Consider the following 26,324-nt stretch of genomic DNA (forward strand, 5'->3'; position numbering starts at 1 on the left):
GCGGGGGATTTTGCAGGGAGGTCGGTCTTGCTCAGGTTTGGGCCACAGGCAAATTGCCACCAAGGGCTGCAGCCGCTATCTTGCCGCCAAACTATCAAATTCCGCCAAATATTCGCGCTCATTGGAGGCGATCTGCCTGGAGAGTATAGGATGACGACAATCGTGGTGGCGTTGACACCGGAATTCGCCGACTGGGAATGCGCACTGCTGATGGCCACTGCGCGCAGCTACCTCGGTGTCACAATCAGAACCGCAACGGCCGATGGCGGGCCAGTAAGCTCGATGGGCGGATTGAACGTCACGCCGGACATGTCTTATGACCAGATCAAAACGCAGGATTTCGACGCACTTGTCGTCCCCGGCGGACTTGCCTGGGAAAACAGGCGCGTGCCGGAAAAGCTGCCTGATCTGGTCCGCGCCTTCCGCGATGAGAAGAAGATGGTTGCCGGCATCTGTGCCGCGGCCAGCATGCTGGCCGGCACCGGCATACTGAACGATGTCAAGCACACCGGCAACCGGATCGGCTCACATCAGCAATACCCTGCCTATGCCGGCAGTGATCTGTATGTCGATGGTCCCAGAGCTGTTCACGCCGACGGCGTCGTGACGGCGGCCGGAACCGCCCCCTACACGTTTACGGTCGAAGTGCTGAAAGGGCTGGGTGTGTGGGATGCCACGGCAGAAGAAGAACTTCTGCCGTTTTCAGCCGAACACAGATAGGCGCAGCATCACTCGTCCATGATCACATGCGGCACGAAACGCGACAGATTGGCCGTGATGCGTGAGCGATCCTCGCGGATGCCGAGAGCGCAGGCCCGGTCACCAACGACCCAGCTTCCGAGCACGGCAAAACCGGCCTCGCTCTCGAAAAGTGGAGCATAGGCTTGCACGACAAAACCTTCCTCGCCGTAATCACCCGGAGCGGATGCCAGTTCGCGACCGTCCTGAAAAATGGTGACGTTCTCACCCTCGCGAGACAGAAGCGGTTTGCGTACATAGTCACGCAGGCTTGACGCTTCGGGATCGTCCGCAAAAAAGCTGGCGAGCAGATTGGGGTGATTACGGTAGCGCTGCCACAGAAGCGGCAAAAGCCCCTTGTTGGACAAAACCGCTTTCCACGCCGGTTCGATAAAGACATCGCCGGACCCTGCAAGTTGCCGGGCATAAGGCTCGCGCAGCATGTGCTCCCAGGGATAGAGCTTGAAACAGCGATCGATGACGCGGTCCTGCAGATCGGTATAGCGCCCTTGGTCGTCGATACCGATGTCGCGAATATCCAGAAGCTCGACACGGTGACCGGCCTGCAAGGCACAGTCCATCAGATAGACCGTGGTGCCGCGATCCTCTTCGTTGTCGTTCATCGCGGCGAAGTGGAAGATCGGCTCCTTGGAAAAGGCTTCGAAGGCCTCGACCAGACTTTCCTGCAGCAGGTTATACTGATCGGCATCCTCGGGCAGACGGCCGGCGAGGATCTGATCCGTCAGCCAATTGTACTGAAAGTAAGCCGTCTCGAACACCGAGGTTGGCGTATCGGCATTGTATTCCAACAGTTTGGCATGCCCGGTGCCATCATAGGCAAGATCGAAGCGCCCATAAAGATGACGGTCGCCACGCTGCCAGGAGCGCAAAACCACATCCCGCAGATCCTGCGAGATCGCCAGGCGATCCAGCAGCTCCTCGCTCGCCACGATATCACCGACCATATCCATGCACATATCGTGCAGGTCCTGGCTCGGCGCCTCGATCTTCGTCTCGAGTTCCTCCAGCGAAAACAGGTAGGCCGCATCATCGACCCAATAGGGCTCGCCATACATCTCGTGAAAGCCGAAACCGACGGCGCGCGCCAGGTCGCGCCAGTCGGTGCGTGCCGGAATGCTGATGCGCTTCATATCAGCCGCCGAAACCGAAGGAGGAACGACCGCCGAATCCGGAGCGCGAAACGCTGCGGGTGTTGACGTTCACCGGCTTGGTCGGCCGTGTCGTCGTGATCGCGGTATCCCGGCTACTTCCGGTGCCGACCGTCGTCACCGTCTGGCCCGAGCGGTTGCGGTAGATCGGCGACGAGCCCCAATAGGAGCCGGAAGAGCCGTAGGACGATCCGCTCTGCTCCTGCCGCCGGCGATAGCTGTAGTAGTCGGTGATGTTGTTGATGGTCGATGACAGAAGGTAACCGGTCATGAATGGTGTAAAGAACGAACTGCCATTTGAGCGCTGTTCCGAACACTGGTTATCGCCGTAAACCATTTCGCATTCACCTTTGACGTTGAAGCGCGGCGCATTGGCGAGGTGCGCCTTCATGGCATCCTCGTAGGCCGTCTGGCACAACTGACGGTCGAGACCTGCGGAGATGCATTGCTCTGGCGAAGAGTACATCGTGTCCGAAGGCGTATCCTCACCACAGCCCGTAAGGATGAGGCTGGATGCGGCGATGGTGCCAAGAGCGAGTATGGGCGGCCTGCGGCCGCTGAGACGTCTGCGCATCAGGCCCTCCCTCAATAAGTCATGCAGGCGGCGTTGAGAATACCGACGGCCAGCGCGATACCGCCCCCCCAGAGGCCGGCGGCAACGCTGCCGCTGGTGATCTTCTCATGCAGGTCCTTCATCGTGAAATTCGCGATGTAAAAAGCCAGAACCTGCGCCAGGATGCCGATGACCGTCCAGATGATATAATCGACGACGCTGACGGAATGGGCTGCCGCCGAAGCCAGCGGCAGACTAAAGCCGATCAGCGCGCCAAGAAATGCCGTGACCGCCGCGAGATTTCCCTCGCGGATCAGTTCCGCTTCCTTATGCGGCGTCAGCCGCGTGTAGATGGCTGCAAAAGCGCCGTAGGCGATCAGGCCGATGAAGAAATAGCCCAGAAAAGCGGGCAGGCCCGCGACGTAATCGAACATGAAATTCCCCTCTTGAAATAATGGATCGTCAGACGCGGCGGACATCGGCAGGCCCAAGCCCGTAACCGATCAGGAATTCGACGGAACTGCCGGCCTGCGCCTGAGCATAGTTGAGATCGCGCTCGACATTGATCAGCAGCATTTCGCGGGCCGTGCCGAGCGGGCGATAATAAAGCATGCAGGTCTGGTGGATTTCACGCTGTGTCTCACCGTCATCGACGGTCTCGACGAACTGCACGAGGTCGGCGCGCCCCGGCCCCTCGCTCCAGAAGCGATTGTAGACGATCCCGTCGGCATCATAACTCGGCTGGCCGATCATGCCCTCCGGCCCTGTCCAGCGGTTCCAGTCGCCGGGACCCGCGGGCACGACACTGTCCCACGGGTGGTAGAAGCTGATATCATCGACAGGGTCGCCCGGCTTGCCGGTGGTCGAGATCACCTGGATCAGGCGGTGATCTTCATCGTAATAACGCGACAGGATCGTGGAGGCATCCAGTTCGACCTCGCCGTAAGCCGCGATAATGAAAGAACCGCTTTTCGGCAGGGCCATGGCAGGTTCGCCGCCCAGCGCATCCGCTTCGAGCGAAAGGAAATCGATCTCAAGCGCTCCACCGATCCCGGCGCCCAGCGGACCAAGTTCCTTCGGCAACGCTGCCTCGTTTTTACTCTTGCCGAACCAGCCGATCATGATGTTTCTCCGAGAAGGTCCCAGCCGATGGCGGCCGGGTCCAGCCGCATTCCGCTGATGTAATAAAGGGTTTCGCCGCCCTGCAGCACGGCTGCATCACGGCAGTTCAGATCCGTCACGCCGTTGCTAAGCATGCCAACCAGAGTCACATTATGACGGCGCTTGAGGTTCAGGAAAATATCGCCGTAGCGCAGCGGCGTCTGCAAGGCGGGAACCGGCAGGGAAAAGGCCGTATCCTTCGACGCAACGGACAGGAGACGCGCAGCGACTTCGGATGAACCCGGATCACGCGCCGAACGCGACAGAAGCTCTTCCGCCAGCGATCCGACGGCCTCGACACGCGGCCGCAACTGCTTGACCATCTGCGCGGTGCGATCATCGGCAAAATAGGCAACAATGTGGGCGTTCGGGGCATGGTCCTCGGCAATCAGGACAGCGGCCAGTGTCTCATCGTCATTGGCACCGCGCACGATAATCGTGCGTGCTCCCGGTCCACCGGCTCTGGTCAGCACGTCGGCATCCGCAAGTCTTTCGGTGCGGATATAATCGGCACAATCGGCTGCCGGATTTTCGGCAATGTCCTTGGCGATGAGCACGCTCATCGGTTCTCCAGCAAGACGTTCGGCGTTGAGAAGCCTCAATGTCTGGTGGGTTTGCCCATCCTGCCAGCCCAGCACGACGATGTGCCCCGAACGTTCCGTATAATCACCCAGTCCACGCATGCGGTTTCTCCAGACCGTCCCAATTCCCGTCAACAGTTTGCCAAGAACGGCGGTGAATATGGCGATGCCGCCGGGAAGCACGAAGACAATGGCAATGATGCGGCCTAAGCCCGATTTGGGAGACAGGTCACCGTAACCGACGGTGGTTGCCGTCACCATGTAATAGTAGATGAAATCGATCGGATTGGAGACCAGATCGCTTTCGCCTGCAACAAAGAAAAGCAGATAGGAAACAAAAACATGAATCACTAAAATAAGAACAAGTGCCGACCAAGCCAGCTCGCCCAGCGACAGATATACGCGCCGCAAAAAAGTCGCGATAAACAGCAATCGACAATCCCCGTGCCCAGTGGATAAATCCACGCGCAATTAATTAGTGCAGAAGACCTTTAAGTATAGACCCGAATACCCAGATACCTTTCGCCCTTTCAACCGATGGAGGACTCTTTTGGAGACCTGGACCCTTACCACCCTGACGCGCCTGTTCGCCGCCGATCCGGAGGCGCTTGGTGACGTCGACGTCAGCGTACCCGCTCATGGCGACGTTCTCTGCGTCACACTCAAGGAAAAAGGCGACCTCGATGTCTTCGTCGCGCTGAGCGGCGAACGCGACATCTTGGCCAGTGTCATTCTCACCCCCTGCAAGGACGTGCCCAACCGCGAAGCCTTCGAGCGCATGGTGCTGAAGACGCACAAGTTCGTCCCGCTTTCCAGTTTTGGCATCACGACGGTCAACGGCGAGGAATGGTACGAGCTGTTCGGTTCGCTGTCTGCCCGTTCGCGTGCCGAAATCATCGTAGAAGAGGTTGCGGTCCTGGCTGCCAATGCCGTTGATGCGGCCGACATGATTGCCGAATGGAAGAATGGGGAGTTTGACGCATGAGCACCTGGAGCAAGATTTTCACCGCCATCCGCGGCGGCGTCAACGAAGCGGCCGAGTCCGTTGCCGACAGTCAGGCCATGCGTATTCTCGATCAGGAAATCCGCGATGCCGAACAGTCGCTGCGGCAGGCGCGCTCCGATCTCGCGGGCATCATGGCATCCAACAAAAGCGTTGCCCGCCGGCTGGAAGAAAACCGCGCCAAGGAAACCAAGGACAGCGACAGCGCCCGTTCCGCGGTTGCCGCCGGCCGCATGGACCTTGCTCAGGGCCTCGCCCAGCGCATCTCCACCATCCGTTCCGAAGTGCAGCGTGACCAGGAGGAACTCGACCGCCTGATGCCGCGCCAGCAGCAGATGCTGCGCACCATCCAGGACACCGAAGCCCGCATCACGCAGATGAAGCGCGAAGTCGAAAATGTCAAAGCCAACGAGTCTCTGCTGAAGGCGCAGTCTGCAATTGCCCATAGCCAGTCGGGCATCAACACCCGCCTCGGCAGCGCCGTTGAAAGCCTGGAGCGCATCAAGAAGCGCCAGGAAATGACGGCCGGACGTATCGAAGCTGGCGCTGAACTCGCAGCCCTTGAAAACGGCAACGATCTCGATCGTCAGCTTCGGGAAGCCGGGATTGGCGGCTCCAGCCAGTCTGCCGACGATATTCTCAGGCAGCTGATGGCGCCCACCGGTTCGGGTGAACAGGTGCTGCTGCCTGCGCCGAGCGAAAAGACCTACTGATACGACAGGCCCGGATCGAGAACAGGTCCGGGCCGTCTTTTGCTGCGTTAACCGGCTTTCCGATCCTTGAACGTCGTCTGGAGCACCGTTTGTTCGCCGGCCAGTCGCCATCGCTCCAGTGCGATTGCTTCCTCCATCGGCTCGACGCCAAATCGGGCAGCCAGATCGATCAGGTTTTGCGTCGAGATCGTCTGCCGGGCCCCGCCCATGGACAGAACCTTGACGAGGACCTCCGAGGCTTTTTCCGCCGTATCGATCAGACCAAAGGTCTCGTCGAGCGTTTCGCCCGTGCCGAAAATGCCGTGGAACGGCCACAGAACCAGCGTGTGATCTGCCATTTTTTCGGCGGTCGCATCACCGATCACATCCGTACCCGGCACCAGCCAGCTCATCGTGCCCACCCCTTTCGGGAATACGACAAGGCATTCGGTGCTGGCCTCCCATAACGCGCGGGTAACGTTGACCGGATCGAGGTCCAACACATAGGTCAACGCGAGAAGATTGGTGGCATGGCAGTGCATGATGACACGGTCGAGACCATTGCTCACCTTCTGGCGGGTGCGGTGCGATTTCAGATGTGAGGCAAGTTCCGACGTCGGCGCCCCGCCATCGGCATATCCCCACAAAATCCTGACCGATGCACCATCAGGCGCCACCTGGACGATGCCGAGGTTGGCGGCCGGATCAAGCTGGACATTGCGGAAATATTTGCCCGTTCCGGTAACGATGTAATATTGGCCGGCAAGTTCGGGAACAGGATCGCTGATCGGCGCACTCCGGCTTGCCGGCCACTGCGCCAGATACGGAGCAACATCTTCGGGCAGCAGACGCAGGCTGACATTGCCGCCATTGCGCTCGTCCCATCCCTTCAGCCACATGTCCGATGTCGCCTTCACCATCGCGGTGACGAACCAGGAATTTGCGGTGTGCAGTGTCATGATCATGCGGCCTTTCGTTTGCTCAGCACGTTGCGCTCGTAAGTTTTGACCTCATCCAGCCAGGCGATGCCGACCGGCACGTTTCTGCTGAGGCAATAGAAATCCCAGATCGCCGACCACGGCATTGATTTGGCTTCTTCCATCATCGCCAGCCGCATCGTGAAATCGCGCTCGGCTTCCGCCCGCTTCAACCTGGCGGCCGGCTCCAGCAGAGCCCGCAGAAGCGCCTTGCGCATGTTGCGCGTGCCGATCACCCAGGCCGCGACGCGGTTGATGCTGGCATCGAAGAAATCGAGGCCGATATGGACCCGGCCCAAAACCTCACCGCGGATCAGTTCATTGGCGATCGCCTGCAATTCATCATCGAACAGCACGACATGATCGCTATCCCAGCGCACCGGCCGTGAGACATGCAGAAGCACTTCATCAACGAATTGCAGCACGGACGAGAGCTTGTCGGAAACGACCTCGGTCGGATGAAAATGGCCTGCATCGAGGCAAAGCAGGGTGTTACGGCTGGTGGCATATCCCATGCAGAACTCGCTGGAGCCGACGGTATAGCTTTCAGCGCCGATACCGAACAACTTGCTCTCGACGGCATCCTTGTGGAACTCGCGCGAGATCGGCTCGGAGATGATGTCATCCAGAGAACGGGCAAGGCGTTCGCGCGGCGCAAAACGATCCGCCGGCAGATCCTTCATCCCATCCGGAACCCAGATGTTCATGACCGAAGGCGTGCCAAGCGCCTTGCCGAAATGAGCGCTGATCCTGCGGCTTGCCCGGCAATGAGCGATCCAGAAATCGCGTACCGCCGCATCGGGATGGCTGAGTGTCAGCCCGTCCGCGCTCAAGGGGTGGGAAAAACAGGTGGGGTTGAAATCCAGCCCTACTTTGTGTGCCTTGGCCCAATCCACCCAGTTCGCGAAATGACGCGGCTCGATCGCATCGCGTGCCACCGGCTTGTCACTTTCAAGATAGATGGCATGCAGGTTGAGGCGCTTGGGGCCGGGAATCTGGGCCATGGCGAAATCGAGATCGGCCCGCAATTCGTCCGGCGAACTGGCGGCTCCCGGATAGTTGCCACTGACCTGGATACCGCCCGTCAACTGTGCGCTGGGGTTTTCGAAACCGCGAACATCGTCTCCCTGCCAGCAATGCATCGAGATGGAAATGGTATCGAGCCGGTTCATCGCCGCCTCTGTATCGATCCCGGTCTCGGCAAAGGTATCGCGTGCAATGGCATAGGCAGTTTCGACCTGTCGTGGTTGGCTCATCAAAGATTTCCTTCCTGATCGGGCGGCACGCCGGATGGCCGGAAACGGTTCCAGATGGCGTCCGGTTTTTCAGCACCTTAGCGGCACTGAGCGGCATCGCGCCTTGAACAAGCGGACATGAATTTTGCCAATCCGTGACATTATTTGAAGATGGTCGATCGGCTTTGGCACATCAACGCCGCAAACGTCAGGGAGCCACCGCGCATTGACGGAGATCAGGGGCAGTGCCGACTGAGCGCGCTAGAGATCATCTGCTGGCTGCGAAAGCCTGGATGAAGCGGTGATGATGCGATGCGGCTCTTGGCCAAGGAATTTTTTCGTTCGGACGCACAGTCCGTCATCGTGGAACAGCGGCAGCCACAGACGCCGTTTCCTCTTCATGACCATGATTTCTGCGAGATCATGATCGTTCTCTCCGGCAACGGCTGGCATGTGATGAACGATGAACCGCATTTCATCACCTGTGGCGAGATTTTCTATGTTCGGGCGGACGATCACCACGCCTATGAACAGGTTGATGACCTCTACCTCACGAACATTCTTTTCCGTCCAGACCGCGCCGCCGGCCGCTGTGATTTTCGGGAGATCATGCGGCGCTTCGCAGAGAGTGACGATGGCACACGATATCACTGGCAGGTAACGGAGGGAGCCCTTGCCCAGATCAAGCCATTGATCACCGCGCTGGATAATGAGGCCCGCCGTTGCGACCCGCTGTCGGACATGATGTCCGAAGCGCTGTTCAATCAACTTGCCGTGCTGTTGTCGCGTTCGCAATTTGCCAACAATGCGCAGGGGCTGCCGAACACATCGCGGCTGGGACATGTGCTCAATTACCTGAGGCACAATTGCACCGATGACATCGACCTTGAGGCTGTGGCGCACCGTTTCGGATATTCATCCCGAAGTTTCAGCCGGATGTTTCGCGAAGCGACCGCAACCACGCCCCACAATTATCTGGTGAAACTTCGATTGGGCAAGGCGATGCGCGCACTGCTGACAACCGATGACAGCATCACCAACATCGCTTTCGCCTGCGGCTTCAACGACAGCAACTATTTTTCCTACAGTTTCAGCAGGATGACGGGAATGGCACCAAGCGAATACCGGCGCGCACCGCGCCACAGCCATGGCTGAAACCTTGAAGGCCCGCCGCCGGCAGGCCCTCCCGTCACGCCATATCGGCAAGGCTCGTCACAATGCCTTTTTGTATAGCGCCAGAATGTCTTCATCGGTGGCGGCAACCGGATTGCCGGGCGCGCAGGGATCCTTCTGCGCTTTTTCGACCCAAAGCGGGAAATCATCCTCCGTCACCCCGAGTTGTGCAAAACCGCTTGGAATACCGACCTTCACGGACAGGTCGCGGATTGCCTGGATCGCCGCCCTGGACGCCTCTTCCACGCTCATTACCCCTGTATCAACACCCATTGCTTCGGCGATGCGTGCAAACCGCCCGATCGCATGCGGCCGGTTGAATTCCTCGACGAGCGGCATCAGGATGGCGTTGCAAACCCCATGCGGCAGATCCTTGATCGCGCCGGGCTGGTGCGCCATCGCGTGGACAAGCCCAAGACCGGCACTGTTGAAGGCGAGGCCGGCAATGAACTGTCCATAGGCCATCATCTCCCGCGCTTCCAGATCGTTGCCATCCTGAACGGCGCGCGGCAGATAGGCCGCGATCAGGCGGATCGCCTCGAGCGCCGCATAGTCTGTCAGCACATGCGCACCTCTCGCCACATAAGCCTCGATCGCGTGCGTGAGGGCGTCCATTCCGGTTGCCGCAGTGGTCGCGGCCGGAATGCCTGTCATCATCGCGGAATCGTTGACCGAAATATCCGGAATGATGTTGGCGTCGATGATCACCATCTTCACCTGCGCGACCGGATCGGTGATGACGGCATTGGACGTGACCTCGGCCGCAGCTCCTGCCGTGGTGTTGACGGCGAGCAGGAAGGCGCCCGGCTTGGCAACCTTTCCCACCCCCTCGTAAAGGGTGATCGGCCCGGGATTGGCGGAGAGAATACGCACCGCCTTTGCCGTATCGATGGGACTGCCGCCGCCAAGACCGATGATGGCGTCACAATCATGCTCGACAAAAACCTTGTACGCGGCTTCCACGATCGGCACGGTCGGGTTGGGCACGACGCCATCATAAATAACGGGCGTTATCCCCTTGTCTTTCAGCCCTTCCAGAAGGGGCGCCACCAGCCCGGCATCGACGAGAGTCTTGTCGGTGACGATCACCGGCCGCTTGAGCCCGCGCACGGCGAGCTCGCCGGCAACCTCCGCAAGGCTACCGGCGCCGCTGATATTGATTTTTGGAAAACACAGCCGAAATGCCATCTCGCTCTTGTCCTCTATCCCACTGACAAATGTCTTTGCGGCAGCGACAGTAATGCAAGGAGGCCGAAGCGACCTTAGCGCTTCGGACATTGCAACGGCCGTCATGGCCGTAAATTCAAGGTCGGGATCAAGGACCAACGGGAAAGCGCATTTTATCGGGCGGTGCCTTGGTCAATGAATGACGCGCTACAGCGACGTCGTTATGCCGCCATCGACGTAGAGAGTATGCCCGTTGACGAAAGACGAGGCTTTGCCGGCTAAAAAGACGGCAGCGCCGACGAGTTCCTCGACATTGCCCCAGCGCGCCGCTGGTGTACGTTTTTCCAGCCAGGATGAAAATTCGGGATTGTCGACCAGCGCCTGATTGAGAGGTGTCTTGAAATAGCCCGGCGCAATCGCGTTGACCTGCAGGCCGTGTCTGGCCCAGTCGGTGCACATGCCGCGCGTCAGGTTCTTTACCGCCCCCTTGGTGGCTGTGTAAGGCGCGATGCCCGGCCGCGCCAACTCGCTCTGCACCGAGGCGATATTGATGATCTTGCCACGTCCCCGACCGATCATATGTTTTGCGACCGCCTGCCCCACGTAAAAAACGCTGGAGACATTGGTCTTCAGCAGCTGCTCCCACCGATCGACGGGAAAATCTTCAAGCGCCGTGCGGAACTGCATGCCTGCATTGTTGATGAGGATATCAATCGGCCCGAGGTTGCTTTCGATCTCATCGACACCCTGGCGGACGGCCTGCGCGTCGGTTACGTCGAAGTCGGACGCCGACACTCTGGCGCCGGCAGCGGTCAATTGTCGGACGGCAGCATCGAGCCTCGCCTTGTCCCGGCCATTCAGCACGACTTCGGCGCCATGCGCAGCCAAACCGTCGGCGAGCGCGTAGCCGATGCCCTGCGACGATCCGGTGACGAGAGCCCGAAGACCCGAAAGATCAAAAAGCGGAAAAGTCATTCTTACCTCCGTAAGCACGGGAATAGTCAGTACACAATCCGGCTCGGTGTCCAGATTTTGTGTTCCAGGCGTCGCCCGGGCTTGCCGGGCGGGATGACGGTAGCACCATTTTCACAAGCCCCGACAGAGCGGACATGGCATCTCCGTCGAGAATTTTCTTCCTCTCCGCGTCTCCGGCTCGCCACCGCTCTGGAGCTGGGGCAGAGAGTTTTCTGCTGTCATTCCGGGAAAAGGGCTTTTTCACATCCGGCAGTGGAACGAATTCAAAGGTTGTGCATTTCCGCTGTGATCTCAGTGTACGACCAAGGGCATGGTTCGATCATGTTTCGAAATCCCACGTTTTTAAACAATGTTCGCCGAACCACCGTGTCCCTGATTGAGGATCTGGCGCCTTCTTTGGTCGTGATGACCGTAACCCTGGGGATAGGCGCATGGATGCTCGGCATCCGGCTCGAGACCGAACTCCTGTTTACGACACATCCTTGACGAGAAAGCCGAACGCTTCGAATTTTTGGCTGGCAGTTACAGCCGTTCGAATCCGTGTTCTCAGCCTGTTTCACCAAACCGAAATACATATCTAAATATATGCTTTTGTAAGACTTTATCCGTTTCTTATGAATAACCGGTTCAGCCGTCTGAACCTTTTACTGTGACCAGGATGTTTCTGAATTGTCAGGTGGCAACTTTGTTTCTGGCGGATGCGGCCGGAAAACCGCTCGCCTTCATTTCAAACGCATCAAATCCACGGGGCGATTGTTGATGATGGCTTCCATAGAGAAAAAGCCGGTCACCGTGGCAAGATCGAAATCGGTGATGAGCTTCTGGTAAAAGGCGTCATAACCGGACATGCCCCTGGTTACCACCTTGATCAGATAATCCCAATCGCCACCGATACGATAGAAATCGATCACTTCCGGCAGACGCTCCACATGCACACGAAAACCCTCGCTCCATTCCTTGGAATGGTGACGGGTGCGGATCATGACAAAAACCGTCAGGTCGAAACCGAGCGCCTTGAGATCGATCGCGCTATGCGCCTCCCCGATCAGGCCAAGCTCCTGCAACCGCTGCAGCCTTCGCCAGCAGGCATTCTGGGACAGGCCGATCCTCTCTGCCAGTTCACGCTGAGAAAGACTTGCATCCTTCTGCAGAAAATCAAGAATCTTCATATCAAAATCATCAATTTTGATGCCAACTTCGTTCATTTGAACCAATTTCCCGCAATATTCTCTTCAAATAAGACCATTGTCGATCCTGAACCGGGATATGATCGCTGTCAATTTCGCAAATGAGGAGAATGATAGTGGACGCCTCCGGCACATCACCGCGATTGATCGAAACGCCATTGAGACAATTCAGCCGGGATCTTGGCAATGGCGATGTGATCTCGTTGCTGAATGACGGACTTGTCGGTGCCAAGGCGAAGATCGTCGGCCCCTATGGCGAGAAACCGCTGGTCTATGCGGATTATGTCGCCTCCGGCCGCGCGCTGCATCAGGTCGAACAGTTCGTTCTGGAAGAGGTCCTGCCCTATTACGCCAACAGTCATACAGAAGCCTCCTACTGCGGTGGGTTCATGACCCGCCTGCGGCGAGAAGCGCGGGCGCTTATCGGCAAATTTTGCGGCGCCAATGAAAACCATGCGGTGATCTTCACCGGCTCAGGCGCCACCTCCGGCATCAACCGGCTCGCCAAGCTTTTCGGTGTCATCGATGCCGTCGCGCAAGGCCACCATGTGAGGGTGATCGTCGGCCCATACGAACATCACTCCAACATCCTGCCCTGGCGAGAAAGCGGCGCCGAAATCGTCGAAATCCCCGAACAGGCTGGCGGTGGTCCCGATCTCGACCTGCTGCGACGGGCACTGCACGAAGAAGCGCCCGACCTGACCATCTGCGCCATGTCCGCCGCATCCAATATCACCGGCATTGTCAGTGATGTTGCAGTCATTACTGCCATGGTGAAATCCGCAGGCGCCAAAATGATCTGGGATTATGCCGGCGGCGGCCCTTACCTGCCGATCGCAATGTCTCCGACGGCAGACGCACAGATCGATGCGATCGTCGTCTCTCCACACAAGTTCATCGGTGGGCCGGGAGCCTCCGGCGTACTGATCCTGCGCCGTGATGCACTTGCAACGAAAAAACCGTCATGGCCTGGCGGCGGCACCGTGAAGTTCGTGTCTCCAGTCGCGCACGATTACAGCGACAATGTCGAAGCCCGCGAAGAGGCCGGCACGCCCAATGTCGTTGGCGATATCCGCGCCGCACTTGCCTTCATCGTCAAGGATGCGATCGGCGCAGCAAGGATGAATGCACGCAATCGCGCGCTGACCGAGCGCGCCTTTTGCGCCTGGAAGGATATTCCGCAACTCGAACTGCTCGGCAAGCAGGATGTAGACCGGCTGCCGATCTTTTCCTTCCGCATAAGGGACGGCCAAGGTGGTTATATTCACCAACAGCTGATAACCCGCATGCTGAGCGATCGGTTCGGCATCCAGGCACGCGGCGGCTGCGCTTGCGCGGGTCCCTACGTTCACCGCCTTCTGTCGATCGATGCACAGCAATCGGAAGAAATCAGGCAGGCGATCCTGTCCGGTGAGGAAATCAGCAAACCCGGGTTTATCCGCCTGAATTTCAGTGTTCTGCTGTCGGATGAGAAGGTTCAGTTCATCCTTGATTCCGTAGCACAAATCGCCGCCGACGCGACGGCATTTGCGGCAGATTATACGGTCGATCCCAGCCGTGCGATCTTTTCTCCGCGCCCCCCTGTACGGCCGGCTGTCATCCACGCCCAGGCCTGAGAAAAGCCAGACAAAATGTCGCAACTTTAAAGAGCCCTTAATTGACGTATCTCCTATTTGGAGAAGAATTAGTATGATTATTTCCTCCGTAGTTGCCGAAGGGGTCGGCGATTATGGAGGAGAAGAACAATGAGATTTTGGACCAGCTTTGCCTGCGCCGCGCTTCTGGCCGGCACCGCGCTTGGGGGCGCGCAGGCCGCCGGAATGACGGTAGGCTTTTCGCAGATCGGCTCGGAATCGGGCTGGCGCGCCGCCGAAACGACCGTGACCAAGCAGGAAGCGGAAAAGCGCGGCATTGACCTGAAATTCTCCGATGCCCAGCAAAAGCAGGAGAACCAGATCAAGGCCGTACGCTCGTTCATCGCTCAGGGCGTCGATGCGATCCTGATCGCACCCGTCGTGGCAACGGGTTGGGATGCCGTGCTTTCCGAAGCCAAGGAAGCCGAAATCCCGGTTGTCCTTCTGGACCGCATGGTCGATAGCGACAAGTCGCTTTACTTCACCGCCGTGACCTCCGACACCGTCTATGAAGGCAGGGTCGCTGGCGACTGGCTTGTGAAAACCGTCGGCGACAAACCGTGCAATATCGTCGAGCTGCAGGGCACGACCGGCTCTTCCCCGGCAATCGATCGCAAGAAGGGCTTTGACGACGCCATCAAGGCACACAGCAACTTCAAGATCGTCCGCAGCCAGACTGGCGATTTCACCCGCGCCAAGGGCAAGGAGGTCATGGAAAGTTTCCTGAAGGCCGAAAACGGCGGCAAGAACATCTGCGCGCTTTATGCCCATAACGACGACATGGCCGTCGGCGCCATCCAGGCGATCAAGGAGGCGGGCCTGAAACCCGGCACGGATATTCTGGTCGTGTCCATCGACGCCGTGCCGGATATTTTCAAGGCGCTCGCCGCCGGTGAGGCCAATGCCACCGTCGAACTGACGCCGAACATGGCAGGTCCGGCCTTCGACGCACTCGACGCCTTCCTCAAGGACAAGAAGGAACCGGCAAAATGGATCCAGACGGAATCCAAGCTCTTCACCCAGCAGGATGAACCGTTGAAGGTCTACGAGCAGAAAAAAGACCTCGGCTACTAACCGCCTCCCAAGCCGGATCCATCGGCCGCCCTACCGTGCCGACGGTTCCGGCAGCGCTGCGGCGCTTCTCAAAATTCACAGATTTCGCGGTGGTCCACGCTGGGCCGCCCGGTTTTCGGCTGACTTCAATTTTCATATTCAAGACGGTTTCAGATGTTTTCTATCGGCATAGACTTTGGGACGAATTCCGTCCGCGCCATCGTGGTTCGCTGCTCTGACGGCAAAGAATTCGGGTTGGGCGTCGTCGATTATCCAAGCGGCAGGCAGGGGATTCTGCTCGATGAGAGCAACGATCTGCTGGCCCGGCAGAACCCGCGGGATTATCTTCTCGGCCTGCGCCAGTCGGTGTCCCAGGCGCTCACTGAAGCGGAGCGCGATCCGGAATTCAGCCGGGATCAGGTCGTCGGCATCGGCGTCGATACGACTGGCTCCAGCCCGCTGCCGATCGACGAACACAATGTGCCGCTCGCGTTTGATCCACGTTTCAGCGACAATCTGAATGCGCATTGCTGGCTCTGGCGCGACCATACGAGCTGGCAGGAAGCGGAAAAATTCACCCGCATCGCCGCGGAACATCGTCCGCATTACATCGCCATCTGCGGCTCCACCTATTCCTCGGAATGGTGGTGGGCAAAGATCTGGCATTGCCTCAATGTCGCGCCCGATGTGTTCGATGCCGCTTACTCATGGGTGGAACTGGCGGACTGGATACCTTCGGTTCTGGCCGGCAAGAAGGACGCGCAGCGCATCAAGCGCGGCATGTGCGCCGCTGGCCACAAGGCACTCTATAATCGCAAATGGGGCGGCCTTCCCGACAAGGAATTCCTGTCCATGCTCGATCCGAAGCTCGGCGCACTGCGCGACCGGCTTTACGACTGGGCACAGGACGCGTCGAGCCCTGCCGGCTGGCTTTGCGGCGAATGGGCAAGCGAATTCGGCCTGAACGAAGGCATTCCGATCGCGATCGGCGCATTCGACGTGCATTACGGCGCGATCGGCAGCGGCATCAGGGAAGGCACGCTGGTCAAGGTTATCGGCACCTCCACATGCGATTGCGCCATGGTATCCATCGAACACGGCGTGGCGGAAATCCCGGGCATATGCGGCATTGTCGAAGGCTCCATTCTGCCGCGGTTTTACGGTATAGAGGCCGGTCAATCGGCCGTCGGCGACCTGTTCAAATGGTGGGTCGAGGAAATCTGCAACGGCTCCAAAGACCTGCATGCCGAACTCACCCGCGAGGCACAGGACCTCAAGCCCGGCGAAACGGGCCTGCTGGCGCTCGACTGGAACAACGGCAACCGCACCATTCTGGTCGATCAGCGGCTGTCCGGCCTCATCCTCGGCCAAACCCTGCACACATCGAAGGCGGAAATCTATCGCGCGCTGGTGGAAGCGACCGCGTTCGGCGCGCGCGCCATCATCGAACGGATCCGCGAATACGGCGTATCGATCGATCGTGTCGTCTGCACCGGTGGGATTGCCGAAAAGAACCCGATGCTGATGCAGATCTACGCGGATGTCACCGGCTGCGTGATGCAGGTCGCGACCTCCAGCCAGACCTGCGCGCTCGGTGCGGCTGTCGCGGCATCCGTCATGGCGCAGTTCCATCCCAGCTTCACCGCCGCACAGGAGGCGATGACGTCGGTTCGGGAAACAGAATACGTGCCGATTGACGAGAACCGCGAGACTTATGACCGGCTCTACGCCCTCTACCGGCAACTTCACGACAGCTTTGGCGGCCTTGAACCATCGGCGGACCTGACACGCCTGATGAAGGACCTCATCGACCTGAAACACGCGGCAAACAGATAAGGCGCGCTGCGCCGGAATACATATGGAGCAAAAAATGACGATCATTGGTTTGAAGCCGGCAAAGATCTGGTTTGTCTGCGGTTCCCAGCATCTCTATGGCCCTGAAACGCTGAAACAGGTTGCCGATAACGCCCGCAAGATCGCGTCCGAACTGGATGCCAAAGGCAAGTTCCCCCTGCCGATCATCTCCATGCCGATCGTGACGACGACGGATGAAATCGCCGATCTGTGCATCAAGGCCAATGCCGATCCCGAATGCGCCGGCCTGATCTTGTGGATGCATACGTTTTCGCCATCGAAAATGTGGATTCGTGGCCTGACGCAGCTCACAAAACCATTCCTGCATCTGCACACCCAGTTCGAGCAGAAGCTGCCGTGGTCGACCATCGACATGGATTACATGAACCTGCATCAGGCCGCCCATGGCGACCGCGAGGCAGGTTTTCTCCACACGCGTCTGCGTCTTGGCCGCAAGGTCGTCGTCGGGCACTGGTCCGATGCGGAAGTGCATGCACGGATCGATGCCTGGATGCGCGCCGTGCGCGCCTGGCATGACTGGCAGGGCGGCCGCTTCTGCCGTTTCGGCGACAATATGCGCTTTGTCGCCGTGACCGAGGGCGACAAGGTTTCCGCCGAAATGGCCTTCGGCTTTGCCGTCAACGGATTTGGTATCGGCGACCTCGCCGCGACGATCAACGCCGTCAGCGCGTCCGACGCGGCCGAACTCGCCGCCGAATATGAAACGCTCTATAGAGTGGTTCCGGCGCTACGCAAGGCCGGCCCGCAGCACGAGGCGCTGCTTTACAATGCACGCCAGGAACTCGGGCTTCGCCGTTTTCTCGAAGCCGGCGGCTTCAAGGGTTTCACCACCACGTTCGAAGACCTGCATGGGCTCACCCAATTGCCGGGCATGGCGCCGCAGCGCCTGATGGCATCCGGTTACGGTTTTGCCGGCGAAGGCGACTGGAAGACCTCGGCCCTCGTTCGTGCGCTCAAAGTGATGGGCGAAGGCATGAGCGGCGCCACCTCCTTCATGGAGGATTACACCTATAATCTCGAACAGGGCAAGGAAGCGGTGCTCGGCTCCCATATGCTGGAAGTCTGCCCGACGATCGCGGCCGGAAAACCCAGCGTGGAAATCCATCCGCTCGGCATCGGCGGCAAGGATGATCCGGTTCGCCTGGTCTTCAACTCGGTCAAGGGCGCGGCGCTCAACGCCACGCTGATCGATCTCGGCAATCGCTTCCGCCTGCTCGTCAACGAAGTGGAATCGGTGGACCACCCCGACCTGCCGAAACTGCCGGTGGCGCGTGCGGTCTGGCAGTGCAAACCCGACTTCAAGACGGCACTTGCCGCCTGGATTCTGGCCGGCGGCGCACACCACACCGCCTACAGCTACGATGTGACGACCGAGATGCTGGAGGACTTTGCCACCATCGCCGGCATCGAACTTGCGGTGATCGACGACGACACGACGCTGTCCGCCTTCAAGCAGGATCTTCGCAACAACGAAGTCTATTACCATTTCGCACGCGGCATCCGGGCTTGAGACCATGGCACATTACAAGGAACTCAAGCGAGAAGCCTACGAAGCCAATATCGCGCTGCCCGCCCAGGGTTTGATCAACCTCACCTTCGGCAATGCCAGCGCCGTGGACCGCAAGCGCGGTGTCTTCGCCATCAAGCCGAGCGGCGTCGGTTATGACGATCTGCGCCCGGAGGACATGGTGATCGTCGATTTCGAAGGCGGGCGGGTGGAGGGCAAACTCAATCCCTCCTCCGACACGCCCACCCACCGGCGGCTGCTGACGGCGTTTCCGCAGATCGGCGGCGTCGTCCACACCCATTCCTCGCACGCCACGGCGTTCGCGCAGGCCGGCCGCGCCATCCCGATCTTCGGCACCACGCACGCCGATTATTTCAACGGCGATGTGCCGGTGACCCGCAAGATGACGCCGGAGGAAATCTCCTCCGCCTACGAATGGGAGACCGGCAATGTCATCGTCGAATGTATCGGCAATGTCGATCCGCTCGATCTGCCCGGCGTGCTGGTGAACCGGCATGCGCCGTTCACATGGGGCGTAACGGTCGCCAAGGCCGTGGAAGTGGCCGTCGCCGTGGAATGCATCGCGCAGATGGCGATCATGTCTCTGCAACTCGCCCCGTCCCTGCCGCAGATCGAGGCGGAACTGCTGGCAAAGCATTTCCAGCGCAAGCACGGGCCGAACGCTTATTACGGCCAGAAGCTGCCTCCGACCTGAACGATCGCCATTCGCACAGATCGAAGAAACTCGGGGAGGAGGCATTTCGGATGGACGACAACACAATTCTTTCGGCGACGGAAATCATCAAGACCTTTCCCGGAGCACGAGCCCTTGATGGCGTGAATTTTTCGCTGCGGCGGGGAGAAGTTCACGCTCTTCTGGGCGAAAACGGTGCCGGCAAATCGACGCTGATCAAATGCCTGACGGGCGCCTATCGCCGGGATGGCGGCACCGTCACGCTCGATGGCGAGACGATCGATCCGAAAAATCCGCTCGGAGCACAGGCGCTCGGCATCGGCACGGTGTATCAGGAAGTGAACCTGTTGCCGAACCTGTCGGTCGCCGAAAACCTATTTCTCGGTCGCCAGCCGCGCCGTTTCGGCCTCATCCGCTCAAACGAGATGAAACAGAACGCACAGGCGCTGCTGGCAAAATACGGGCTGGATATCAATGTTTCCGCCAGCCTCGACAGCTATTCGGTGGCTGTGCAGCAGGTCATTGCCATTGCCCGCGCCGTCGATCTTTCCGGCAAGGTTCTGATCCTCGACGAGCCGACGGCCAGCCTCGACGCAAAGGAAGTCGAGATGCTGTTCGACATCGTTCGGGATCTCAAGAGCAAAGGTCTGGGCATCATCTTCATCACCCATTTCATCGAGCAGGTTTACGCGCTGTCCGACCGCATCACGGTTCTGCGCAACGGCCGACTGGTCGCCACGCGCGAAACCGCCTCGCTGCCGAGAAAGGAACTCGTGACCCTGATGCTGGGCCACGAATTGCAGGAGATCGCGCAATCTTCGCCAATGAAATCCGAAAAGCTCGCGGAGCCTCGATACCGGTTCGAGAATTATGGAAAAGCGGGCACGATCAAGCCGTTTAACCTGGACGTTCGAAAGGGCGAGGTCGTCGGCATTGCCGGGCTGCTGGGGTCGGGACGAACGGAAACCGCCGAACTGCTGTTTGGACTTCGCACACCCGACAGCGGATCGAAAGCCACCATCGACGGAGCAGAGGTTTCCGTCAATTCGCCGCGATCGGCCATCGCAAGGCGGTTCGGCTTCTGCCCGGAAGACCGCAAGGTCGACGGCATTATCGGCGACCTGTCGATCCGGGAAAACATCGTGCTTGCCCTGCAGGCGCGCCGGGGCTGGTGGAAACCGGTGTCCCGCACGGAGCAGAACGCCCTTGCCGACACATATATCAAGGCGCTCGATATCCGCACCACCGACCGGGAAAAACCGATCCGCCTTCTGTCCGGCGGCAACCAGCAGAAGGCCATTCTCGCCCGCTGGCTGGCCACCAATCCCGAATTCCTGATCCTCGATGAACCGACGCGCGGCATCGATGTCGGCGCACATGGCGAGATCATTCGCCTCATCAAGAACCTGTGCGCTGACGGCATGTCGCTGCTCGTTATTTCCTCGGAGCTCGACGAACTGGTCACCTATTCCTCGCGCGTTCTGGTGCTGCGCGATCGCCAGCATGTGGCGGAACTCAACGAAGAGGAAATCACCACCGCCCATATCGTCAACGCCATCGCAGCCAAGCCATCAGAACAGCGGGAGGTCGAACAGGTCGCATGAGTGACAGCGTTTCTCTTTTACGAAGGCTGGCACCGCAGCTGATTGCGCTGGGCGTCATCCTCCTTCTGATCTGGCTGGTTTTTCCCGCCTTTTTCAGCCTGACATTCCAGAACGGCCGCGCCTATGGCAGCCTGATCGACGTTCTGAACCGCGGCGCGCCGGTTGCGCTCCTTTCCATCGGCATGACCGTGGTGATCGCCACCAAGGGGATCGATCTTTCGGTCGGCGCGGTCATGGCCATCTGCGGCGCAGTTGCCGCATCGTCCAGCGTCGCCGGCCACTCAATTGCGACAACGCTCCTTTTTGCGCTGAGCATCGGCGTGTTCTGCGGTCTCTGGAACGGCGTGCTTGTGGCCTTTCTCAACATCCAGCCGATCATCGCAACGCTGATCCTGATGGTCGCGGGACGCGGCATCGCCCAGTTGATCACCGAAGGCGCCATCCTGACATTCGATGACCCGTCGCTTGCCTTTGTCGGCAGTGGTGCCTTTCTCGGCCTGCCGGTGCCTGTCGTCATCTGGGTCGTGTTTGCGGCTCTCGTCGCCCTCGTGCTTCGCTGGTCAGCGCTCGGCATGCTGATCGAGGCGGTCGGCATCAACCGGCGTGCCAGCATGCTTGCCGGCATCAATGCCCCGGTATTGCTGATAGCGGCCTATATCCTCTCCGGCATATGCGCATCGATTGCGGGCGTTGCCGTTGCCGCCGATATCCGCGGCGCAGATGCCAACAATGCCGGACTATGGCTCGAACTGGATGCCATCCTGGCAGTCGTGGTCGGCGGCACGTCGCTGCTCGGCGGTCGCTTCAGCATCATCGGCTCGCTGCTGGGCGCGATGATCATTCAGGCCATCAATACCGGCATCCTGCTCTCAGGCTTTCCGCCACAGTTCAACCTGATCATCAAGGCGGCCATCGTGGTGGTGATCCTCATCATCCAGTCGCCGGAAGCCAAAACAATTTTGAGCTTCGCTGGACGGTCGCGCATAACGCCCGCCGGAGCACCGAAAGGAGCGGAACAATGAGCCAGCGATATCTACCGCTTCTCGCGACGATCGCGATCTTCATCATCGCCTATATCGCCAGTGCGATGCAGTTTCCGGCGATGCTCTCCACGCGTGTCATCGGCAATCTGCTGACGGATAACGCCTTTTTGGGCATCGCCGCCGTGGGCATGACCTTCGTCATCCTTTCCGGTGGTATCGACCTTTCGATCGGATCGGTGATTGCCTTCACCAGCATCTTTCTGGCGATGGTGCTTGAAAGCACCTCGATCCATCCGCTGATCGCCTTCGCAATCGTGCTCGTGCTGACCACAGCCTTCGGCGCCCTGATGGGCGCGATCATCCACTATCTCGATATGCCGGCCTTTATCGTCACGCTGGCCGGCATGTTTCTGGCGCGGGGCCTCGCTTTTGTCGTGTCGATCGACTCCATCCCGATCAAGCACCCATTTTACGAAACCTTGCAGGACTGGTACCTGCGGCTTCCAGGAGGCGGTCGTTTCACCCTGATCGGTGCGGCCATGATCGTCGTGTTTCTGGTCTGCATCGTCATCGCTCACCGAACCCGCTTCGGCGCGAATGTCTACGCGCTTGGCGGTGGCGTGCCGACCGCAAAACTCATGGGCGTGGATGTCGCCCGAACGACGATCGGCATTTACGCCGTGTCCGGCCTTCTCGCCGGCCTTTCGGGCATCGTCTATTCGATCTACACATCCGCTGGTTATTCGCTGGCGACAGTCGGTGTGGAGCTGGATGCGATCGCGGCCGTGGTGATCGGCGGAACGCTTCTGTCCGGTGGCGTCGGTTTCGTGGCCGGAACCTTCGTGGGCATTGCCATCCAGGGCCTGATCCAGACCTACATCACCTTTGACGGCACACTATCGAGCTGGTGGACGAAGATTTTGATCGGCATCCTTCTCTTCTCTTTCGTTGCCATGCAGAAGGGCATCCTGCTGTTCTCAAACGAAAAATCCCGGCGCGCCGGGTGATCTCATGCGCCGACACGACGGCACCAATTCAGGACTGCAGCCTGTTGGCCAGAAAATCGATGAATGCGCGAATACGCACGGCCAGATGCTCATGTCCGGCATAAACCGCGTGAATTTCCTCAATGTCCTCGGGATTGTAATCCTCCAGCACCACAAGAAGCTGGCCGGATTGGATATCCGGCTCCACATGAAAACGGCCCACACGACCGATGCCCAGACCATCGAGGCATAACTGGCGGATGATCGATCCGGTCGACGCCTTCAGGTTGCCCGATACCGGACGCACTTCGACCTTACCCGTTTTCGGATCGCGGAACGGCCAACCTTCGACAGCACGACGAAAATTGAAGTTGATGCAGTTGTGGCGGGCGAGGTCGCCGGGGTTCTTCGGCATCCCCCGTTCCTGTACATAGTCCGGGGAAGCGATCACCACCTGCCGGCTCTGGCCGAGCTTTCGTGCCATCAGCGATGAATCGCGTAAGGGTCCATGGCGGATGGCGATATCGACACGTTCGCGAATGAGGTCGACGGTATCGTCGGTCAGGGTGATATCCAGCTGCACGTCTGGAAACTGCATCTGGAAATCGCGGATCATCGGCAGAATGTGATGTTCGCCGAAACCAACCGAGGCATTGACGGACAAAGGTCCACGCGGCCGCATCCGCCCGCCACCGGCCACTACCGCTTCCGTATCGGCGATTTCCGCCAAGATACGGGAGGCGCGGGCGAGATAGGTTTCGCCTTCCGGCGTCAATTGCAACATGCGGGTGGAGCGCACAACAAGGCGGGTGGCGAGCCTGTCTTCCAGCCGCGTCACCAGCTTGCTGACCGCTGATGGCGACAGTTTCAACTTTCTGCCCGCGGCCGAAAAACTCTTCAGCTCGGCCGCCAGAACGAAAACTTCCATTTCTCCGACGCGGTTATCCAAGTCTCACCTGTGATTTCAATTCACAAATGATTATCCGCCTGTGCCGCTACCGGCGCAAGTCCTTCGCGACGATATTGCGACGCATCAAACAACCCTCCTCCCAAGGAACAGAACAATGCCTCTCGCTCTTTACGCCCTGACGGCCGGTGCCTTCGGCATCGGCGTCACGGAATTCGTCATCATGGGATTGTTGATCGATGTCAGCAAGGATCTCGGTGTTTCCATCTCCGCCGCCGGTCTGCTGATCTCCGGTTATGCGCTCGGCGTCGTCATCGGCGCGCCCATTCTCGGCGCCATTTCCGGCAAGATGCCGCGAAAAACGCTGCTGATGGCACTGATGGTGGTCTTCACCATCGGCAATCTCGCCTGTGCGCTTGCTCCTGACTACTGGACGCTGATGGCCGCCCGCGTGCTGACCGCCTTTGCCCACGCCTCCTTCTTCGGCGTCGGCTCCGTGGTTGCCACCGGTCTGGTCGCGCCCAACAAAAAGGCCTCGGCCATCGCCATCATGTTCACAGGCCTCACCGTCGCCAACATTCTCGGCGTGCCCTTCGGCACTTGGCTCGGCCAGGCTTATGGCTGGCGTGCCACCTTCTGGGCCGTCACCCTCATTGGCGTCGCAGCCCTTGCAGTGATCGCGCTGCTGGTGCCAAAGGACAAGCCGTCGGATGCCGCAGAAGAAACCTCGCAGGGCGTTGCCGCCGTGCTTGGTCGCCGGGGCGTCATTCTCGGTCTTCTGACCACTGTCCTGTCCTGGGTCGGCGTGTTTGCCGCCTTCACCTATATCGCGCCGATCCTCACGGAAATCACCGGTTTTTCGGAAAGCGCCGTCTCGCCGATCCTCCTCGTTTTCGGCGGCGGACTGGTGATCGGCAATCTCGCTGGCGGCTGGCTGGCCGATAGACATCTTGCCCCGACCATCATCGGCAGCCTCGTGGCGCTTGCACTCGTGTTGATGGCGATGACGGCAGTCATCCACCAGCCGGTTCTGGTCGTGATCGCGATCGGCCTGTTCGGTGCGGCCGCTTTTGCCACCGTGGCACCGCTGCAGATATGGGTGCTGAAACAGGCAGAAGGTGCGGGACAAGGTCTTGCCTCCTCCTTCAACATCGCCGCCTTCAACCTCGGCAACGCGATCGGTGCATGGCTTGGCGGCGCCGTCATCGATCACGGCCCGGGTCTTGGCTCCGTCACGCTGGTTGCCGGCCTCGTGCCGATCGTCGCTCTAGCCGTGGCTCTTGCCGCCATGCGCCTCGACCAGCGTCGTACCAGCCTCGTTCATGCAGCCGAATAACCCGATCATCCACACTCTCGAGGATCACCATCATGGAATACCGTAATCTCGGCAAATCCGGCCTGAAAGTGCCGGTCCTCTCCTTCGGCGCCGGCACGTTCGGCGGCTCCGGCCCGCTGTTTTCAGCCTGGGGCAATACCGATGTCGAGGAGGCCCGCCGCCTTGTCGATATCTGCCTCGAGGCCGGCGTCAATCTCTTCGACACCGCCGACGTCTATTCCAGCGGCGCTTCGGAAGAGGTGCTGGGACAGGCTATCAGGGGACGTCGCGGCGACGTGCTGATCTCGACAAAAGCCAGCCTGCCGACCGCTGACGGGCCCAACGATTTTGGCTCCTCACGCTCCCGCCTGATCAATGCTGTCGAGGCATCGCTGAAACGGCTGGGCACCGACCACATCGACATCTTTCAACTGCACGCCTTCGACGCCTCCACCCCGGTGGAGGAAGTCGTCTCGACGCTCGACCGCCTCGTGCAGGATGGCAAGCTGCGTTACATCGGCGTATCCAACTTTTCCGGCTGGCAGATCATGAAATCGCTGGCTGCTGCCGAAAAGCACGGCTGGACGCGCTATGTCGCCAATCAGGTCTATTATTCGCTGATCGGCCGCGATTACGAATGGGACCTGATGCCGCTGGGTGAGGATCAGGGCCTTGGCGCACTGGTCTGGAGCCCGCTCGGCTGGGGACGCCTCACCGGCAAGATCAGCCGTTCGAAGCCGATCCCGGAAGGCAGCCGCCTGCACGAGACCGCCAGCTTTGGCCCACCGGTGGAAAACGAACATCTCTACCGGGTTGTCGATGCGCTGGAAGAGGTTGCCGCCGAGACGGATAAGAGCGTGCCGCAGGTGGCGCTCAACTGGTTGATCTCCCGCCCGACCGTCTCGTCCGTCATCATCGGCGCGCGCAACGAGGAGCAGCTTCGTCAAAACCTCGGCGCTATCGGTTGGTCACTGACGGCAGAGCAAATCGGAAAGCTGGCTGCGGCAAGCACTGTAACGCCGCCCTACCCGCATTTCCCCTATCACCGTCAGGACGGTTTTGCCCGTCTCAACCCGCCGATTGCCGGCTGACCGACCAGATCCGACGGTTGAACCAAAGACCATAGACCCCATGTAAAAGAGGTCTCATTCCGGC

The 26,324-nt window shown here is 59.4% G+C and carries 25 protein-coding genes; 14 read left to right on the forward strand and 11 right to left on the reverse strand.

Features of this window, described 5'->3' with window-relative positions:
* Positions 1-150 precede the first annotated feature (150 nt).
* Positions 151-720, forward strand: coding sequence for a DJ-1/PfpI family protein (locus ACRQ1B_RS12460; protein ID WP_432293992.1), 570 nt, complete (start codon positions 151-153; stop codon positions 718-720).
* An 8-nt stretch (positions 721-728) separates the two neighbouring features.
* On the opposite strand, the gene ACRQ1B_RS12465 is transcribed toward ACRQ1B_RS12460, so the two are convergent.
* From ACRQ1B_RS12465 to ACRQ1B_RS12485, 5 genes are read right to left on the reverse strand one after another with little or no spacing between them, the layout of a single operon-like run.
* A complete protein-coding gene (locus tag ACRQ1B_RS12465) occupies positions 729-1,889 on the reverse strand; it encodes a glutathionylspermidine synthase family protein (protein ID WP_432293993.1) in 1,161 nt (386 codons plus the stop codon).
* Position 1,890: 1 nt separating this feature from the next.
* Positions 1,891-2,481, reverse strand: coding sequence for a DUF1190 domain-containing protein (locus tag ACRQ1B_RS12470; RefSeq protein ID WP_432293994.1), 591 nt, complete (start codon positions 2,479-2,481; stop codon positions 1,891-1,893).
* Positions 2,482-2,492: 11 nt separating this feature from the next.
* On the reverse strand, positions 2,493-2,894 hold the full coding sequence (locus ACRQ1B_RS12475; protein ID WP_432293995.1) for a DUF350 domain-containing protein: 402 nt from the start codon (positions 2,892-2,894) through the stop codon (positions 2,493-2,495).
* A 28-nt stretch (positions 2,895-2,922) separates the two neighbouring features.
* Positions 2,923-3,582, reverse strand: coding sequence for a YjfK family protein (locus ACRQ1B_RS12480; protein ID WP_432293996.1), 660 nt, complete (start codon positions 3,580-3,582; stop codon positions 2,923-2,925).
* On the reverse strand, positions 3,579-4,634 hold the full coding sequence (locus ACRQ1B_RS12485; protein WP_432293997.1) for an ion channel: 1,056 nt from the start codon (positions 4,632-4,634) through the stop codon (positions 3,579-3,581). Before ACRQ1B_RS12485 ends, ACRQ1B_RS12480 begins: the two co-directional genes overlap by 4 nt.
* A 118-nt stretch (positions 4,635-4,752) precedes the next feature.
* On the opposite strand from ACRQ1B_RS12485, the gene ACRQ1B_RS12490 reads away from it, so the two are divergent.
* Together ACRQ1B_RS12490 and ACRQ1B_RS12495 are read left to right on the forward strand one after the other, a co-directional pair.
* Positions 4,753-5,187 (forward strand): YjfI family protein, encoded by a 435-nt coding sequence (locus ACRQ1B_RS12490; protein ID WP_432293998.1) that lies wholly within the window; start codon positions 4,753-4,755, stop codon positions 5,185-5,187.
* A complete protein-coding gene (locus tag ACRQ1B_RS12495; RefSeq protein ID WP_432293999.1) occupies positions 5,184-5,918 on the forward strand; it encodes a PspA/IM30 family protein in 735 nt (244 codons plus the stop codon). Before ACRQ1B_RS12490 ends, ACRQ1B_RS12495 begins: the two co-directional genes overlap by 4 nt.
* Before the next feature lie 47 nt (positions 5,919-5,965).
* On the opposite strand, the gene rhaD is transcribed toward ACRQ1B_RS12495, so the two are convergent.
* Complete coding sequence (gene rhaD / locus ACRQ1B_RS12500; RefSeq protein ID WP_432294000.1) at positions 5,966-6,862, reverse strand: rhamnulose-1-phosphate aldolase; 897 nt, start codon at positions 6,860-6,862, stop codon at positions 5,966-5,968.
* Positions 6,859-8,130: an L-rhamnose isomerase gene (locus ACRQ1B_RS12505; RefSeq protein WP_432294001.1), complete on the reverse strand. Its 1,272-nt coding sequence runs from the start codon at positions 8,128-8,130 to the stop codon at positions 6,859-6,861. The genes rhaD and ACRQ1B_RS12505 overlap by 4 nt, the downstream gene beginning before the upstream one ends.
* A 291-nt stretch (positions 8,131-8,421) precedes the next feature.
* Here ACRQ1B_RS12505 and ACRQ1B_RS12510 point away from each other — a divergent pair, with 291 nt between their 5' ends.
* Positions 8,422-9,264 (forward strand): helix-turn-helix domain-containing protein, encoded by an 843-nt coding sequence (locus tag ACRQ1B_RS12510; protein ID WP_432294002.1) that lies wholly within the window; start codon positions 8,422-8,424, stop codon positions 9,262-9,264.
* 57 nt (positions 9,265-9,321) lie between these two features.
* Here the strand turns inward: ACRQ1B_RS12510 and ACRQ1B_RS12515 are convergent, their stop codons facing one another.
* The 3 genes from ACRQ1B_RS12515 to ACRQ1B_RS12525 form a co-directional block, all read right to left on the reverse strand.
* A complete protein-coding gene (locus tag ACRQ1B_RS12515; RefSeq protein WP_432294003.1) occupies positions 9,322-10,470 on the reverse strand; it encodes an iron-containing alcohol dehydrogenase in 1,149 nt (382 codons plus the stop codon).
* A gap of 186 nt (positions 10,471-10,656) precedes the next feature.
* Positions 10,657-11,424 (reverse strand): SDR family oxidoreductase, encoded by a 768-nt coding sequence (locus tag ACRQ1B_RS12520; RefSeq protein ID WP_432294004.1) that lies wholly within the window; start codon positions 11,422-11,424, stop codon positions 10,657-10,659.
* Between the two features lie 722 nt (positions 11,425-12,146).
* Complete coding sequence (locus ACRQ1B_RS12525) at positions 12,147-12,629, reverse strand: Lrp/AsnC family transcriptional regulator (protein ID WP_432294005.1); 483 nt, start codon at positions 12,627-12,629, stop codon at positions 12,147-12,149.
* Between the two features lie 92 nt (positions 12,630-12,721).
* On the opposite strand from ACRQ1B_RS12525, the gene ACRQ1B_RS12530 reads away from it, so the two are divergent.
* The 8 genes from ACRQ1B_RS12530 (at position 12,722) to yjfF (ending at position 22,968) form a co-directional block, all read left to right on the forward strand.
* Positions 12,722-14,227: an aminotransferase class V-fold PLP-dependent enzyme gene (locus ACRQ1B_RS12530; RefSeq protein ID WP_432294006.1), complete on the forward strand. Its 1,506-nt coding sequence runs from the start codon at positions 12,722-12,724 to the stop codon at positions 14,225-14,227.
* A 129-nt stretch (positions 14,228-14,356) separates the two neighbouring features.
* Entirely contained in the window at positions 14,357-15,319 is a 963-nt protein-coding gene (gene ytfQ / locus ACRQ1B_RS12535; RefSeq protein ID WP_432294007.1) for a galactofuranose ABC transporter, galactofuranose-binding protein YtfQ, read from the forward strand.
* A 153-nt stretch (positions 15,320-15,472) separates the two neighbouring features.
* Positions 15,473-17,134 (forward strand): ribulokinase, encoded by a 1,662-nt coding sequence (locus ACRQ1B_RS12540; protein WP_432294008.1) that lies wholly within the window; start codon positions 15,473-15,475, stop codon positions 17,132-17,134.
* A gap of 34 nt (positions 17,135-17,168) precedes the next feature.
* Positions 17,169-18,683: an L-arabinose isomerase gene (gene araA, locus ACRQ1B_RS12545; RefSeq protein ID WP_432294009.1), complete on the forward strand. Its 1,515-nt coding sequence runs from the start codon at positions 17,169-17,171 to the stop codon at positions 18,681-18,683.
* A 4-nt stretch (positions 18,684-18,687) separates the two neighbouring features.
* Positions 18,688-19,395, forward strand: coding sequence for an L-ribulose-5-phosphate 4-epimerase AraD (gene araD, locus ACRQ1B_RS12550; protein ID WP_432294010.1), 708 nt, complete (start codon positions 18,688-18,690; stop codon positions 19,393-19,395).
* Between the two features lie 50 nt (positions 19,396-19,445).
* Positions 19,446-20,978 (forward strand): galactofuranose ABC transporter, ATP-binding protein YtfR, encoded by a 1,533-nt coding sequence (gene ytfR / locus ACRQ1B_RS12555; protein ID WP_432294011.1) that lies wholly within the window; start codon positions 19,446-19,448, stop codon positions 20,976-20,978.
* The gene (locus ACRQ1B_RS12560; RefSeq protein WP_432294012.1) at positions 20,975-22,000 is read left to right on the forward strand and encodes an ABC transporter permease; all 1,026 of its coding nucleotides are present in this window, start codon (positions 20,975-20,977) and stop codon (positions 21,998-22,000) included. The genes ytfR and ACRQ1B_RS12560 overlap by 4 nt, the downstream gene beginning before the upstream one ends.
* A complete protein-coding gene (yjfF, locus tag ACRQ1B_RS12565) occupies positions 21,997-22,968 on the forward strand; it encodes a galactofuranose ABC transporter, permease protein YjfF (RefSeq protein ID WP_432294013.1) in 972 nt (323 codons plus the stop codon). The genes ACRQ1B_RS12560 and yjfF overlap by 4 nt, the downstream gene beginning before the upstream one ends.
* A 28-nt stretch (positions 22,969-22,996) precedes the next feature.
* Here yjfF and ACRQ1B_RS12570 read toward each other — a convergent pair whose 3' ends face one another.
* Positions 22,997-23,896, reverse strand: a complete 900-nt coding sequence (locus ACRQ1B_RS12570; protein WP_432294014.1) for a LysR family transcriptional regulator — start codon at positions 23,894-23,896, stop codon at positions 22,997-22,999.
* Between the two features lie 115 nt (positions 23,897-24,011).
* On the opposite strand from ACRQ1B_RS12570, the gene ACRQ1B_RS12575 reads away from it, so the two are divergent.
* Both ACRQ1B_RS12575 and ACRQ1B_RS12580 read left to right on the forward strand, forming a co-directional pair.
* Entirely contained in the window at positions 24,012-25,190 is a 1,179-nt protein-coding gene (locus ACRQ1B_RS12575) for an MFS transporter (protein ID WP_432294015.1), read from the forward strand.
* Between the two features lie 32 nt (positions 25,191-25,222).
* Complete coding sequence (locus ACRQ1B_RS12580) at positions 25,223-26,260, forward strand: aldo/keto reductase (RefSeq protein WP_432294016.1); 1,038 nt, start codon at positions 25,223-25,225, stop codon at positions 26,258-26,260.
* The last annotated feature ends 64 nt before the right edge of the window (positions 26,261-26,324 follow it).

Origin of the sequence: Endobacterium panacihumi (assembly GCF_050847465.1) — a bacterium.
In the GTDB taxonomy this organism is placed as follows: domain Bacteria; phylum Pseudomonadota; class Alphaproteobacteria; order Rhizobiales; family Rhizobiaceae; genus Neorhizobium; species Neorhizobium panacihumi.